Here is a 14,059-nt window from a genome sequence, read left to right as displayed (position 1 = left end):
CAGCGCCACCCCACGAGCCGTCCGGGCTGACCGGCAGCCGCGCGTACGGGCCGCGGGCCGACAGCGCTACTGGAGGGTGAAGTCCACGGATGCGCTGCTCCTGGCGCCGAGCCGCGTGATCACCGTGTAGTCACCCGCACCCGGCTCCTCGTCCACGACGGTGCAGCCCGGGACCGTCCGGTTCCTCGTCCACTGGAAGGTCGCCCGCTCCTCACCGCCCGGCGCGATGGTGCGCTCGAGATCCTGGGAGCCCTGCTGGCAGTCCGTGGACGAGAAGATCCGCTCGCCGTCCGAGGTGATCTCGAACGCCATCTGCGAGGTACCGACGTTGACGGTGCACGGCTTCTCCCCCTCGTTGCGCACCACCAGGACCAGGACGGGACTCTCGCCGGAGCCGTAGGATTCACGGTCCGTCTCGGCCGAGACCACCACCTGCGCGGCAGCACACCCGTCCGACGGCGTCGGTCCCGGTGACGCGGTGGTCGGGCCTGCCGAGGGAGTCGCGGTCGGCGCGGCGGTCGGCGCTGCTGTGGGTGGGGCGGAGGGAGCCTGGGCACTGGGCGCGGACGTCGCCGTCCCGGACGGCGCGGGTGCGGCGGTGGGTGCCTCCGGGCTCGTCGATGCTCCTGCTGTCGCACCACCCGTGCGTCCCAGCGTCCCGGCGAGTGCCATACCGCCGATCGCGAGCACGGCGACCACGAGGACGGCCAGGATCAGGACGGCCAGACGCCGCCGCCGGTACACAGCCGGGCTCGCCCGACGACCGCCCCGCCGCCCGCTGCCGTGATCGCCCGTATGTGCCATCCATCAAGGCTAGGGAGGCGGGCGCCGATTCACCGGGCCACCACGCCGGTGGATAGAGTATCCACGACGATGACCGCGAGGAGCACCACCATGAATCCGGGCAGCGGAAGCGCCACGGCCCCCCGACCCGCAGCAGGCGGTGCAGGCGATGCACACGGCCCGCCCCCGGGCCTCGAGGCGCTCCACACGCGGATCACCGAGTGGTTCTCGGACGAGGCACGCGACCTGCCGTGGCGCGATCCCGGCTGCACCCCCTGGGGCATCTTCGTGAGCGAGATCATGCTGCAGCAGACGCCTGTGGTCCGCGTCCTCCCGGTGTGGCGCGACTGGCTCCAGCGGTGGCCCACCCCTGCCGACCTGGCAGCCGAACCCTCCGGCGCGGCCGTGCGCCATTGGGGCCGGCTCGGCTACCCGCGCCGCGCGCTGCGGCTGCACGCAGCTGCGTCCGCGATGGTCGCCGGTCACGACGGCGAGGTGCCGACGACACACGACGAACTACTGGCTCTCCCCGGGGTCGGCGCCTACACCGCCGCCGCCGTGGCGGCTTTCGCCTTCGGACGGCGCGAGACGGTGGTGGACACGAACATCCGGCGCGTCCACGCGCGCCTCGTCGACGGCAAGGCCCTCCCGGCCCCCGCACTCACAGCAGCAGAGATGAAGCGGGCGGTGGCCCTCATGCCCGGGGACGCGGGACTGTCCGTCCGCTGGAACGCGGCCGTCATGGAACTGGGGGCGGTCGTCTGCACGGCGCGGGCGCCTCGCTGTGTTGCATGCCCCGTCCTGGACGCCTGTGCCTGGGTAGCGGCAGGACGCCCGGCACCGGACCATGTCCCGAAAGGCCAGGCCTGGGCGGGGACGGACCGTCAGGTCCGCGGTGCGATCGTGGCCGTCCTCCGGGACGCCGAGGACGAGGTACCGCGCTCGGTTCTCCTGGACGCGCCCGTGGACCTGCTGCAGGGAGGACCGTCGACCGTGGCGCTGACGCCCGGTCCGCTGGCCGCGCTCCACGGCCTGCAGGCTCCGGCCGAGCAGCTCGAGCGCGCCCTCACCGGCCTCCTCGCCGACGGGCTGGCGGAGGAGTCCGAGGGCGGCGTCCGGCTGCCCGGATGATCCGCCGACCGGGCGCGTGAGGCATCGGGTAAGCGGGCCCCGGACGTCGAGGAGGAGCGGCTGACGGCCGGAGACGGCGCCACGTGCAGCCCCGGCACCGACCGGGCTCCGCGCCCCCGATCAGGACGGTTCGCCGAAGCCGGACTCCACGGCCTGACCCACGAAGTCGACGGCGGCCTGCGCGTCCGGCCCCGAGGCCTCGACGGTGACCGTCCGTCCCTGGCCGAGCCCGAGGCTCATGAGCAGCATGACGGACGTCCCGTCGACGCCGTTCACCGTCACCTCCGCGTCGAGCTCGAGCAAACCGGTGGCGAGTGTCGCAGCCGGCCGGGCGTGCAGGCCCATCTGGTTCGGCAGGACGAAGGATCCGGTGGCCGCGGGCCCGTCCGCGGAACCGGCCGCTCCAGGCTCCTCCGGCCGGGGCTCCTGCCGACCCGGCGCCGCTGCAGCGTGCGAGACGAAGGGTTCGAGGTCCTCGGGTCGGATGGAGACGACGGCGTTCTCGGCCGCCCGCAGCACCTCGTCGAGGGAGGAGCCGCCCTGCGCCTGGACCGCGGCAGCGACGGCACCCTCCACGAGGGCCGCCTCCGCGAGCCGCACCCGGTCACGGGCCTCCGGCTCCAGGAACTCGAGCACCATCTCGGCGGTCATCACCGCGGAACCCAGATCCGTCAGGATCACGACCCCGTCGCCGTCCGAAGCCTGTTCGATCCCCGCCTGCACGCGCTCGAAGCTCGTGCCGATCCGCGACGGTCCGTCGCCGTCGTCCGCTCCGCCGGCGGCGACGAGGACGACGTCCGGCGCCATCTGCGCCGCGAGTTCGACGACGCCCTCCGCGATCTTCCGGCTGTGCGAGACGATGACCAGCCCGACGCTCATGCGACCTCTCCACCGGCGGCCTCGGCGGCGGCCTGCAGGATGAGGGCCGTCGAGACCGCCCCCGGATCCTGGTGGCCCGCGCTCCGCTCGCCGAGGTAGCTGGCCCTGCCCTTCCGTGCGATCAGCGGCTCCGTGGCCACGGCGCCCGCGTGCGCGGCATTGGCCGCGGCGGCGAGCACCTCGGGGGCCGTGGCCCCGGCCTGCGCAGCCGTCTCCGCCGCCTCGGACGCCGGCGTCCACGCATCGACCATGGTCTTGTCCCCCACCTCGGCCTTCCCGCGCGCGACGATGCCGTCCCGAGCGGCCGCGATCATCCCGGCCACACCGCTGGGATCGACCACGCCGGTGTCTCCCAGCGACGTCGCCGCCCGGAGGAACGCCGTCCCGTACAGCGGGCCGGCCGCTCCCCCGACGGTGGACATGAGGGTCATCGCCACGAGCTTGAGGACGGCGGCGGGCGTTTCCGGTGCGTCGCCGTCGAGCTTGAGCAGCACGGCGCCGAACCCCCGGTCGAGGTTCTCGCCATGGTCGGCATCGCCGATGGCGCGGTCGAGGTCGATCAGGAGGGCTCGGTTCTCGGAGACGACCTGCGCCGTGCCGCGCATCCATCGGACGGCCCAGGCGGCGTCGAGGGGTCCGGTGGCGTCGGCCACGCTCATGCCCCCCAGCGCAGCGCGGCAGTGTGGACCGGTGCGTCCCACAGGTCGAGCATCTCGTCGTCGGCGCGGAGGATCGTGAGAGAGGCACCCTGCATCTCGAGGGCCGTGATGTAGTTCCCCACCAGCGAACGGTCGATGCTCACGCCGAGGTCCCCGAGGAGTTGCGCCACCTTGCGGAACACGATGTACAGCTCGCTCGCGGGTGTCCCGCCCATCCCGTTGACCATCACGATGGTGCGGTCGCCCGAGGTCAGGGACAGATCCGCGACGATGGGGTCGAGCAGGCGTTGCGTGATGCCGTCCGCGCCCTCCATGGCGATGCGGTGCCGGCCCGGCTCGCCGTGGATGCCGATGCCGATCTCGATCTCGTCCTCGGCGAGCTCGAAACTGGGCACGCCCGCATGGGGCACGGTGCAGGCCGCGAGGGCCACGCCCATGGAGCGCACGCCGTCGACCACGCGCTGGGCGATCGCCGTCACCGCGTCGAGGTCGTCGCCCCGCTCCGCCGCTGCTCCCGCGATGCGCTCCACGAGGACGGTACCGCCCACGCCGCGACGCCCGGCCGTGTAGAGCGAGTCCTCGACGGCGACGTCGTCGTTCACGAGGACCGAGCGGACGGAGATGCCGTCAGCCTCCGCCATCTCGGCCGCGGTCTCGAAGTTGAGGACGTCCCCGGTGTAGTTCTTAACAATGTGCAGTACTCCGGCGCCGCCGTCGACAGCCGCGGTGGCGGGGATGATCTGGTCGGGGGTCGGCGAGGTGAAGACCGCCCCCGGTACCGCGGCATCGAGCATCCCTCGGCCCACGAACCCTGCATGCAGCGGCTCGTGTCCGCTCCCACCACCGGAGACGAGCCCGACCTTCCCCTGGACGGGGGCGTCCCTGCGGGTGATGAACAGCGGCTCCGGATGAACGATCACGAGGTCGGCATGCGCGATGCCGAATCCCTCGACGGACTCGTTGACCACGGCTCTGGGGTCATTGATGAGCTTCTTCACGACGGCGGCTCCTAGCCTGCGAACGGACGGATGACAGCCTGCAGCCCGCCTCACGTGGACCACCCCGGCCATGGGGGACACGTTACCGCCCGTTCCCCGGCCTGCCTATAGCCCGGCGGGTACGTCAGACCGACGCCCAACGCCGGAGGGAGGGGCCCTGAATCGGGCCCCTCCCTCCGGTCCTCAGGCCACCCGATGAAGGGTGAGCCCCGGTTCGATCAGTCGCGCTTGAACGCGTCCTTGACGTTCTCGCCGGCATCCTTCAGGCTCGAACTCGCCTGGTCCTTGTGGCCCTCGGCTTCAGTGTCCTTGTCGCCGGTCGCCTTGCCGAGACCTTCCTTGAGCTTTCCGCCCAAGTCCTGGCCCTTGTTCCCGATCTTGTCATCCAGTCCCATGATGCGGACCTCCTTCAGTCGGTGTACTGCCACCGGTTCCGGTGGCGTCCCGGCATCCCCCTGAGGGAATGCTAAGCAGTCTTACCTTATCGTCGCGGCGCCGCTGATGCCAGCCCGGGAGGCGAAGCGGGTCAGAGCGGCCTGATCATGCGGGTGTTCCCGAGCGTGTTCGGCTTCACCCGGGCGAGATCGAGGAACTCGGCGACCCCCTCGTCGTGCGAGCGGAGCAGCTCGGAGTAGATCCGCGGATCGACGGCCGACTGGTCCGCCATCACCTCGAAGCCGTGCCGGCGGAAGAACTCGACCTCGAAGGTCAGGCAGAAGACGCGGCTGACCCCGAACCCCCGTGCCTCCTCCAGCAACTCCTCGACCAGGGCATGCCCGACACCGCGCCCGCGGGCGGCGGGGGCCGTCGCCAGGGTACGCACCTCCGCAAGGTCCTCCCACATGATGTGCAGCGCGCCGCAGCCCAGCACCTCGCCGTCGTCGGACTCGGCGATGCGGAACTCGGGGAGGCCCTCGTAGTAGGCCACGGTCTCCTTCGCCATGAGGATGCGCTCCTCGGCGAGCGGCTCGACGAGGGCCTTGATGGCGGGGACGTCCGATGTGCGGGCGCGGCGGAGGCTGAAGGTCGGGCTCATCCTGCCCACTCTAGCGATCGCCCACAGGCCCGGGTGCAGTGCGCATCCCGGGCCCGTGGACAGCTACCCTCCGGCGGCACCCCTACACGGCGCTATCCTCCGTGGTGGGGGCGGTACCACGCGGCTTCCGCGCCGGGCGCCCCTGCCGCCCTGCCACGATGGCGAGTTCGTCCGCGTGCGCCTCCTCGACGGCTGCGAACGCGGGGTCGTCGGCGTAGGACTTGAGCTTCGCCACGCGGTAGATGATCAGGGCGTACACGGCCTTCGCCGCGATGTCGGCGATCGAGTAGCCGCCCTGCTTGAGGACCCATGCGTCCGCCCCCGAGATCCCGAGCAACGGGAGTGCGTAGACGGTGTCGTACTGACCCTGGGTGAGGGTTTCCGGAATCATGAACGTACTCCTTTGCACAGAATCGATTGAACCCTGCACAGCGGTGGACAATGGAAGATGTCCTGTTCCACGCGACGTGTGGAGCGATTTTACGCTTTGTAGAAGAAATGTCCAGAGGGTCCGCGCCGGCCCTCACCCAGGGTGTGCGACCCGCCTACAGGCCGAGTTCGCGGGGCAGTTCCCGCTCCTCCCCGAGGACGTTCGACGCCAGGAACGCCTCCACCACCGAGTACCAGATCTTCGCGTGCTGCGGCTTCAGGATCCAGTGGTTCTCGTCGGGGAAGTAGAGGAACCGGTGGGGCGTGACTCCGTGCTCGTTCGCAGGGAGCTTCGAGGCGGACAGGAGGTCGTACCAGAGGCGCAGTCCCTCGCCGATCGGCACGCGGTAGTCCTTGTCCCCGTGGATGACCAGCATGGGTGTGTCGATGCTCCCGATGTGGGAGTGGGGAGAGTTCTCCAGCATCGCCTCCGGAGTCATCTCACGTGCCCAGTAGTACGCCGCATCCGTGGTGCCCCCGAACTGGTCCAGCGCCCAGAGGCTCGCGTGCGTGACGATCGCCGCGAACCGGGCCGTGTGGCCCGCGACCCAGTTCGCCATGTACCCGCCGAAGCTCCCGCCCATCGCCGCGACACGCGTTCCGTCGATGTCGTCGCGGGCCACCAGGTCGTCCGTGGCGGCCATCAGGTCGGTGTAGGGGGCTGCACCCCAGGAACCCCAGCCGCGGTCGACCATGTGCTGGCCGTACCCGGTGGAGAGCGCGGGATCCGGCAGCAGGACCGCGTAGCCGCGGGCTGCCATGACCCAGGGGGACCAGCGCCAGGTCCAGGCGTTCCACGAGCCGATCGGACCACCGTGGATCCAGAGGAGCGCCGGCACGGGAGCATCCGCGGAGGCCCCCTCCGGGAGCACGAGCCAGGACTTCACGGCCTGCCCGTCCTGACCGACCGACTCCACCCGCTCGAGTGTGCCGGGCAGCTCCGGACGCTCGGCAGGGTTCTGCAGGCGGTCGGTGGCGCCCGTGGCGAGGTCGATGCGCACCACTTCGGCCGGGAAGAGGTAGGAACTGCGGACGGCGTAGGCCGTCCTGCCGTCGGGGGAGACCCGGACGTCGGAGTAGGCAGCAGTGTCTTCCGTCACCCGCCGCACCGCCCCGGTCGCGACGTCGATGACGACGACGGGTGCCCCGCCGTCGTCGTCCGCCGTGGCCACGAGGGACGAGCCATCCGGCAGCCAGGCCTCCGGCGACGGCCAGCGGTCCCAGTCCGCAGCCAGCTGCCGGGGCTCGCCCCCGTCGAGCGGGAGCAGCAGGAGGCTCGACTGCGGCGCCAGCTCGGCCGTGGTCCGGCGGTCACGCGTGACGGCGAGATATCTGCCGTCGGGGCTGACCGGGCCGGGTGTGTAGTCGTTCTCCCGGTCGTCGAGCAGGACGCTGAGTTCCCTGGTCGCCAGGTCCACGCGCACGAGGACCGAGCGCTGGGAGCCGAGCTCCTCGGGCACGGTCAGGGAGCTGAACAGCAGGCGTCCGTCCGGGCTGAGCACGGCATGGGCGTTCCGCAGCCCGCCCCGCGCGGAGGGAACGAGGTCGTCGAGGGTCGGTCGCCCGTCGCCGTCGACATCGGTCACCGCAAGGTACCGCGGCTCGTCGGGGCCGAGGTCCGCGTCCCAGTAACGCACCGGGTAGCCCGCGTGCAGGATTGCTGCGACGCCGGAGTCCTTCCGCGCCTTCCGCCGCTCGGCGTCGTCCTCCTCGCCGGTCGATCCGGCGAGCGCATCGGCCGTCAGGACGACGACGTCGGCCTCGGCGGCGGTCAGCACGCCGGACATCCCACCCTCACGCGTCACGAGGAGCGACGCCTCACCTCCGGTCGCGGGCAGCCGCCAGAGGGACGGACGCTTCTCCCCGTCGGCATCCTCGGGATCGGGGCGGGCGGAGGTGAAGAGGAGATCTCCACCGGCGAGGAACGCCGCACCGGACTCCCCGGCGGAGCTGCGGGTCAGCCGACGGGCGGGCTCGGCGCCCGAGGGGTCGATCTCCCAGAGCGCGCTCTGGTAGGCGGTCTTCTTCGGGTCGAGGGTGGCGACGGACGTGACGAGTCGCGTGCCCTCCCTGTTGAGGACGAGTCCGCTGAGGCGCGGAAGGGCGACGAAATCCTCGAGCGAGGAGAAGGGCGTGGTCATGCCTCATCTCTACCATCGGTGTGTGCGGCGTCACAGGGAGTTCACTCAGGGATGAATTCCGTTGCCGTGGGCACCGATCACTTCAGCAGGGAACGAAGGAACCCGCCCCGGTGATCCGGGACGGGCTCCGTCGTCGTGCTGGTAGGGACTCTGACTACTCCGGGACGCTCGCCTCGAGCGCAGCCGGTGAGTCCTCGATCTCCTTGGGTGCGCCATGGGGAGTGAAGGTGAAGATCGCGTCCACACCCTCGCCCTCGACATCGACGGCCACGCGCTCGCCCGACTTGATCTCCCCGAAGAGGATCTTCTCGGACAGCTGGTCCTCGATCTCGCGCTGGATGGTGCGGCGCAGCGGCCTGGCTCCCATCGCGGGGTCGTAGCCACGGGTTGCGAGGAGCACCTTCGCCGCGGGCGTGAGCTCGATCGTCATGCCCTTGTCGGCCATGCGGCCACTCAGGCGCTCGAGGAACAGGTCCACGATCTCGACGATCTCGTCCTGCGTGAGCTGCGGGAACACCACGGTGTCGTCGACACGGTTGAGGAACTCGGGCCGGAAGTGCTGCTTGAGCTCCTCCTGCACCTTGGCCTTCATCCGGTTGTAGCTCGTCGTGGTGTCGGAGCCGGACTGGAAGCCCGTCATGACGCCCTTCGAGATGTCCCGGGTACCGAGGTTGGTGGTCATGATGATCACCGTGTTCTTGAAGTCCACCATGCGGCCCTGGCTGTCGGTCAGGCGACCGTCCTCCAGGATCTGGAGGAGCGAGTTGAAGAGGTCGGCGTGCGCCTTCTCCACCTCGTCGAAGAGCACCACGGAGAACGGCTTGCGGCGGACCTTCTCGGTCAGCTGGCCACCCTCCTCGTAGCCCACGTATCCGGGAGGGGCACCGAAGAGCCGCGAGACGGTGTGCTTCTCCGAGTACTCGGACATGTCCAGCGTGATGAGGGCGTCCTCCTCGCCGAACAGGAACTCGGCAAGAGCCTTGGCGAGCTCCGTCTTGCCGACACCCGTGGGGCCGGCGAAGATGAAGGAGCCGCCCGGACGCTTCGGGTCCTTGAGGCCGGCGCGCGTGCGGCGGATGGCCTGGGAGATGGCCTTGATGGCCTCGTTCTGCCCGATGACCCGCTTGTGCAGCTCGGCTTCCATGTTGAGCAGTCGCGAGGACTCGGCCTCGGTCAGCTTGAACACGGGGATGCCGGTGGAGTTCGCCAGCACCTCGGCGATGAGCTCCTCGTCCACCTCGGCGATGTCGTCCAGGCCGCCGGACTTCCAGCGGCGCTCCTTGTCGCTCCGCTCGTCATGGAGCTTCTGCTCCTTGTCGCGCAGTGCGGCGGCACCCTCGAAGTCCTGGGAGTCGATGGCCGACTCCTTCTCGCGCTTGACGTCCGCGATGCGCTCGTCGATCTCCTTGAGCTCCGGCGGGGCCGTCATCCGACGGATGCGCAGCCGCGCCCCCGCCTCGTCGATGAGGTCGATCGCCTTGTCCGGCAGGAAGCGGTCGGAGATGTAACGCTCGGCGAGCGTCGCAGCGCTCGTCAGCGCACCGTCGGTGATCGAGACGCGGTGGTGCGCCTCGTAGCGGTCCCGCAGGCCCTTGAGGATCTCGATCGCGTGGGCCACGGAGGGCTCGGCGACCTGGATCGGCTGGAAGCGGCGCTCGAGCGCTGCATCCTTCTCGATGTGCTTGCGGTACTCGTCCAGCGTGGTGGCGCCGATCGTCTGGAGTTCGCCACGCGCGAGCATGGGCTTCAGGATCGACGCGGCATCGATGGCACCTTCGGCGGCGCCTGCCCCGACGAGCGTGTGGATCTCGTCGATGAACAGGATGATGTCGCCGCGCGTGCGGATCTCCTTGAGGACCTTCTTCAGTCGCTCCTCGAAGTCACCTCGGTAGCGTGAGCCGGCGACCAGGGACCCGAGGTCCAGGGTGTACAGCTGCTTATCCTTGATGGTCTCCGGGACATCCCCGCGCACGATCGCCTGAGCGAGGCCCTCGACGACGGCGGTCTTGCCGACGCCGGGCTCGCCGATGAGCACCGGGTTGTTCTTGGTGCGGCGGGAGAGGACCTGCATGACGCGTTCCATCTCCTGCTCGCGCCCGATCACGGGATCGAGCTTGGACTCCCGAGCAGCCTGGGTCAGGTTGCGCCCGAACTGGTCCAGCACCACCGAACCGGCCGGGGTGCCCTCCTGCTGGGGGCCGCCGGCAGCTGCCGGCTCCTTGCCCTGGTAGCCCGAGAGCAGCTGGATGACCTGCTGGCGGACGCGGTTGAGATCGGCGCCGAGCTTGACGAGGACCTGCGCGGCGACGCCCTCACCCTCGCGGATGAGACCGAGCAGGATGTGCTCGGTGCCGATGTAGTTGTGGCCGAGCTGAAGGGCCTCCCGCAGGGAGAGCTCCAGCACCTTCTTGGCCCGGGGGGTGAAGGGGATGTGACCGGACGGGGCCTGCTGGCCCTGGCCGATGATCTCCTGCACCTGTTCCCGTACGGCACCGAGGGAGATGCTGAGTGACTCGAGGGCCTTGGCGGCAACACCCTCACCCTCGTGGATCAGGCCAAGCAGGATGTGCTCGGTGCCGATGTAATTGTGGTTGAGCATGCGGGCCTCTTCTTGGGCCAGCACAACAACTCGACGGGCACGATCTGTAAATCTCTCGAACATCAGACACACTCCTAGCTAACGCGTATTTCGATGCTACGGGCACGGGGTGTGCTTTGGGCGCGTGTTCGCCACAGGCGAGATATACCGGAAGGGGCTTCCGCTCCGGCGCCCGGAGGGGATGGTCAGCGCTGTGCCGCGCGGTACGCCTCCACGATCTCGCTGTTCACGCGACCGCGGGAGGAGACGTTGTACCCGTTCTCCTTGGCCCACTCGCGGATCTGTGCGGCTTCCTGGTTGCGGGAAGCGGACGGCGCACCGGCGGAGCTCGACCGCTGCTTCGTCTGGTTGCTGCGGCGGGCGGCCCCGACGTAGGCGGCGAGGGCCTCGCGAAGCTCGGACGCGTGCGCCTCGGAGAGGTCGATCTCGTACTGGACGCCATCGAGACCGAAGCGCACCGTCTCGTCGGCTTCTCCGCCGTCGATGTCGTCGATGAGGATGATCTTTACCTTCTGCGCCACAATGCTCTCCTAATGGTTACTCGATAGAGATGCCCCCGAGAAAGAGTATGGGCCACGCATCTATTGAGGTCAAAGAAAGAGATTACGCGCGGGGGTCGATTTCCTGGTCGTCATTCTTTTTCTCCCGCGATTCCGCGACGCGGGCGTCCTCGGCGTCCTGCATTTCCTCCGCGCGGGCCATGGCCTCACGCTCGGAGCGGTCGACATTGAATATGGCCTTGATCACGAAGTAGAAAAGAACTGCCAAGCAGACTGACGGTAGGAGGACGGCGATATATTCCACGGCTACTGACCGGCCTCGGGCTTGAGAATGGGGAACAGGATCGACTCGCGAATTCCGACGTCGGTGAAAAGCATGACGAGGCGGTCGATACCGAGACCGATACCTCCCATGGGCGGTGCGCCGTACTCCAGTGCACGGAGGAAGTCCTCGTCGAGCTGCATGGCCTCGTCGTCGCCCGCGGCGGCCTGGCGCGACTGCTCGGTCAGGCGCCGGCGCTGGACGACCGGGTCGATGAGCTCGGAGAAGGCCGTACCCCGCTCCATCCCGCCGATGATGAGGTCCCACGCCTCGATGAGCCGGGGGTCCTCGCGGTGCGGGCGCGCGAGGGGCTGCGCCGAGGGCGGGTAGTCGTAGACGAACGTGGGCTGGATCAGGGTCGGCTCCACGATCTCGGAGAACAGCTCCAGCACCACTTTCTCGGCGCCCCAGGCAGGGTCGAGCGACACCTCGTGACGCTCGGCGACGGATCGCAGCTCGTCGAGCCCCGTGTCGGGGGTGACGTCCTGACCCACCGCTGCGGACAGGCCCGGGTAGACGCCGAGCCACGCCCACTCACCGTCGAGCTCCACCGTCCCCTTCGACGTCTCGAGGGTCCGGGAGCCCAGCAGGTCGGCGCACGCGAGGATCATCTCCTTCATCCGGTCCGCCATGACGAACTGGTCGGCGTAGGCCTCGTAGCACTCGAGCATCGTGAATTCCGGACTGTGCGTGGAGTCGACCCCCTCGTTGCGGAAGATCCGGCCGATCTCGTAGACGCGGTCGATCCCACCCACCACGGCGCGCTTGAGGTACAGCTCCAGGGCGATCCGCAGCGTCATCTTCTGGTCGAAGGCATTGAGATGCGTCTCGAAGGGCCGGGCGGTCGCCCCTCCGTGGACGAGCTGCAGGATCGGCGTCTCCACCTCGACATAGTCGTGGGCGTGGAGGGTGTCCCGAAGGGTCCGGGTGATGGCCGCGCGGGTGCGCACCATGCTGCGAGCTTCCTCCCGCACCATGAGGTCGACGTACCGCTGGCGGACGCGCGTCTCCTCGTTGAGTCCTGCGTGCAGCGTGGGGAGCGGGCGCAGCGCCTTGGACGCCATGGTCCAGGCCTTCGCCATGACCGAGAGCTCACCGCGCCGGGAGCTGATGACCTCGCCGTGCACCTGCACGTGGTCACCGAGGTCCACGAGGGACTTCCACTGGGCGAGGCTGTCGGCGCCGACCTCGGCCAGGCTCAGCATGAGCTGGAGCCTCGTGCCGTTGCCCTCCTGCAGGGTCGCGAAGCACAGCTTGCCGGAGTTCCGGATGAAGACCACGCGCCCGACGACGGCGACGTCCTGCCCGCTGGACTCACCTGTCGCGAGGTCCGCGAACCGCTCGCGGATCTCGGTCAGCAAGTGCGTCCGCTCGGGCTTCACGGGGTAGGGCTCCATCCCGGCATCGAGCAGCGCGGCCCGCTTCTGCAGGCGGAAGCGCATCTGCTCGTTGAGGTCGTCGGCGGGAGCGGTGTCGTCGGGGGTCACGGAAGACAAGTTTACGGCTCCGTGCCAGGGCACGGGCGCCGGGGACAGGCGGTGTGGGTCAGCCCACAGTAGGCAGGAGCACGTTGTCGATGAGGCGGACGGCGCCGACGCGGGCGGCGACGACGACGAGCACGGGCGCGGCGGTCAGGGCGCCCTCCGCCACGGGGGCGAACGACGCCGGATCGACGGCCTCGAGGTAGTCCAGGTCCACCTCGGCCTCGGCGGCCACCGTCGCGCGTGCGGCGTCGAGGTCCGGCGTGCACCCGCTCCGAACGTCCTCGGCGAGGCCGTGCAGGACCCGCGACAGCACGAGCGCGCCCCGGCGTTCCTCCGCACCGAGGAACCTGTTGCGGCTCGAGAGGGCGAGGCCGTCGTCGTCGCGTACGATCGCGACGCCCTCGATGGCGACCGGGAAGTTCAGGTCCAGCACCATGCGGCGGATGATCGCCAGCTGCTGCGCGTCCTTCTCGCCGAAGTACGCGTGGTATTCCGCCGCGGTTCCCGGCAGGCCGAGGTTCAGGAGCTTCGACACGACGGTCAGCATGCCGTCGAAGTGGCCGGGACGGGAGGCACCCTCGAGGACCTCCCCCATGCGGCCGGCGCTGAGCCGCACCAGCGGTTCGCCGCCCGGGTACATGTCAGCGACCGACGGGGCGAAGACGATGTCGACGCCGGCCCCGCCGAGGAGGCGGAGGTCGTCGTCGAGGGTGCGGGGATACCGCTCGAGATCGGCGGGGTCGCCGAACTGCAGGGGGTTCACGAACACGGAGGCGACCACGACGTCGTTCGCCTCCCGTGCGGCGCGGGCGAGGGACGCGTGTCCGGCGTGCAGCCCGCCCATCGTGGGCACGAGGCCGAGTGACGGCCGTGGCCCCGCCGGGCGCTGCGCGCGCGCCCGCTCCAGGAGGTCGGCCGTGGCGGCTCGGAGGTCCGCGGGAGTGGAGACGAGGAGCGGCGCGGTGCCTGCGCCGGCAGAGCTGTCGACGGTCATGGAGGGTCCTTCCGGGTGGGGAGCGCGGGCCGTGCGGCCGGGGTGCGTCGGCGTCGGCGTAGCGCTGGGGGCTGGTCGAGAGGATCGGATCCGTCGGGAGCGGA

At 69.9% G+C, this 14,059-nt stretch carries 14 protein-coding genes; 1 reads left to right on the top strand and 13 read right to left on the bottom strand.

Annotated elements, in window-relative coordinates; genetic code table 11:
- Positions 1-66 precede the first annotated feature (66 nt).
- On the bottom strand, positions 67-804 hold the full coding sequence (locus tag FNH21_RS15815; RefSeq protein WP_152817021.1) for a DUF4232 domain-containing protein: 738 nt from the start codon (positions 802-804) through the stop codon (positions 67-69).
- 69 nt (positions 805-873) lie between these two features.
- Between FNH21_RS15815 and FNH21_RS15810 the strand changes: the two genes are divergently transcribed.
- Entirely contained in the window at positions 874-1,914 is a 1,041-nt protein-coding gene (locus FNH21_RS15810; protein WP_152817020.1) for an HhH-GPD family protein, read from the top strand.
- 120 nt (positions 1,915-2,034) lie between these two features.
- Here the strand turns inward: FNH21_RS15810 and dhaM are convergent, their stop codons facing one another.
- From dhaM to panC, 12 genes are all read right to left on the bottom strand, one after another.
- On the bottom strand, positions 2,035-2,793 hold the full coding sequence (gene dhaM, locus FNH21_RS15805) for a dihydroxyacetone kinase phosphoryl donor subunit DhaM (protein WP_152817019.1): 759 nt from the start codon (positions 2,791-2,793) through the stop codon (positions 2,035-2,037).
- A complete protein-coding gene (gene dhaL / locus FNH21_RS15800; protein ID WP_152817018.1) occupies positions 2,790-3,452 on the bottom strand; it encodes a dihydroxyacetone kinase subunit DhaL in 663 nt (220 codons plus the stop codon). Before dhaL ends, dhaM begins: the two co-directional genes overlap by 4 nt.
- Positions 3,449-4,450, bottom strand: coding sequence for a dihydroxyacetone kinase subunit DhaK (dhaK, locus tag FNH21_RS15795; RefSeq protein WP_191932067.1), 1,002 nt, complete (start codon positions 4,448-4,450; stop codon positions 3,449-3,451). The genes dhaL and dhaK overlap by 4 nt, the downstream gene beginning before the upstream one ends.
- A gap of 218 nt (positions 4,451-4,668) precedes the next feature.
- Positions 4,669-4,845 (bottom strand): CsbD family protein, encoded by a 177-nt coding sequence (locus FNH21_RS15790; RefSeq protein ID WP_082471157.1) that lies wholly within the window; start codon positions 4,843-4,845, stop codon positions 4,669-4,671.
- Positions 4,846-4,976: 131 nt separating this feature from the next.
- Positions 4,977-5,486: an amino-acid N-acetyltransferase gene (locus FNH21_RS15785; RefSeq protein ID WP_152817016.1), complete on the bottom strand. Its 510-nt coding sequence runs from the start codon at positions 5,484-5,486 to the stop codon at positions 4,977-4,979.
- A gap of 82 nt (positions 5,487-5,568) precedes the next feature.
- Positions 5,569-5,877 (bottom strand): hypothetical protein, encoded by a 309-nt coding sequence (locus FNH21_RS15780; protein ID WP_191932066.1) that lies wholly within the window; start codon positions 5,875-5,877, stop codon positions 5,569-5,571.
- 154 nt (positions 5,878-6,031) lie between these two features.
- On the bottom strand, positions 6,032-8,056 hold the full coding sequence (locus FNH21_RS15775) for a S9 family peptidase (RefSeq protein WP_152817015.1): 2,025 nt from the start codon (positions 8,054-8,056) through the stop codon (positions 6,032-6,034).
- A 154-nt stretch (positions 8,057-8,210) separates the two neighbouring features.
- Complete coding sequence (locus FNH21_RS15770) at positions 8,211-10,718, bottom strand: ATP-dependent Clp protease ATP-binding subunit (RefSeq protein ID WP_055765906.1); 2,508 nt, start codon at positions 10,716-10,718, stop codon at positions 8,211-8,213.
- Between the two features lie 122 nt (positions 10,719-10,840).
- Positions 10,841-11,176, bottom strand: coding sequence for an Lsr2 dimerization domain-containing protein (locus FNH21_RS15765; RefSeq protein ID WP_191932065.1), 336 nt, complete (start codon positions 11,174-11,176; stop codon positions 10,841-10,843).
- Between the two features lie 82 nt (positions 11,177-11,258).
- On the bottom strand, positions 11,259-11,423 hold the full coding sequence (locus FNH21_RS15760; protein ID WP_194718428.1) for a hypothetical protein: 165 nt from the start codon (positions 11,421-11,423) through the stop codon (positions 11,259-11,261).
- 38 nt (positions 11,424-11,461) lie between these two features.
- Positions 11,462-12,919: a lysine--tRNA ligase gene (lysS, locus tag FNH21_RS15755; RefSeq protein WP_152817069.1), complete on the bottom strand. Its 1,458-nt coding sequence runs from the start codon at positions 12,917-12,919 to the stop codon at positions 11,462-11,464.
- 103 nt (positions 12,920-13,022) lie between these two features.
- On the bottom strand, positions 13,023-13,955 hold the full coding sequence (gene panC / locus FNH21_RS15750) for a pantoate--beta-alanine ligase (RefSeq protein ID WP_152817014.1): 933 nt from the start codon (positions 13,953-13,955) through the stop codon (positions 13,023-13,025).
- Positions 13,956-14,059 lie beyond the last annotated feature (104 nt).

It is taken from the genome of Arthrobacter bussei, from assembly GCF_009377195.2.
In the GTDB taxonomy this organism is placed as follows: Bacteria; Actinomycetota; Actinomycetes; order Actinomycetales; family Micrococcaceae; genus Arthrobacter_D; species Arthrobacter_D bussei.
Note: the sequence above shows the minus strand (reverse complement) of the source record. Positions and strands in the feature narration are given on the sequence as shown.

Excerpts from the sequence above, each read along its gene's own strand:
- dhaM (WP_152817019.1), bottom strand. The coding sequence starts at position 2,793 with ATGAGCGTCGGGCTGGTCATCGTCTCGCACAGCCGGAAGATCGCGGAG.
- FNH21_RS15790 (WP_082471157.1), bottom strand. The coding sequence starts at position 4,845 with ATGGGACTGGATGACAAGATCGGGAACAAGGGCCAGGACTTGGGCGGA.
- FNH21_RS15780 (WP_191932066.1), bottom strand. The coding sequence starts at position 5,877 with ATGATTCCGGAAACCCTCACCCAGGGTCAGTACGACACCGTCTACGCA.
- FNH21_RS15785 (WP_152817016.1), bottom strand. The coding sequence starts at position 5,486 with ATGAGCCCGACCTTCAGCCTCCGCCGCGCCCGCACATCGGACGTCCCC.
- FNH21_RS15815 (WP_152817021.1), bottom strand. The coding sequence starts at position 804 with ATGGCACATACGGGCGATCACGGCAGCGGGCGGCGGGGCGGTCGTCGG.
- lysS (WP_152817069.1), bottom strand. The coding sequence starts at position 12,919 with ATGCGCTTCCGCCTGCAGAAGCGGGCCGCGCTGCTCGATGCCGGGATG.
- FNH21_RS15770 (WP_055765906.1), bottom strand. The coding sequence starts at position 10,718 with ATGTTCGAGAGATTTACAGATCGTGCCCGTCGAGTTGTTGTGCTGGCC.
- FNH21_RS15810 (WP_152817020.1), top strand. The coding sequence starts at position 874 with ATGACCGCGAGGAGCACCACCATGAATCCGGGCAGCGGAAGCGCCACG.
- dhaL (WP_152817018.1), bottom strand. The coding sequence starts at position 3,452 with ATGAGCGTGGCCGACGCCACCGGACCCCTCGACGCCGCCTGGGCCGTC.
- FNH21_RS15775 (WP_152817015.1), bottom strand. The coding sequence starts at position 8,056 with ATGACCACGCCCTTCTCCTCGCTCGAGGATTTCGTCGCCCTTCCGCGC.
- panC (WP_152817014.1), bottom strand. The coding sequence starts at position 13,955 with ATGACCGTCGACAGCTCTGCCGGCGCAGGCACCGCGCCGCTCCTCGTC.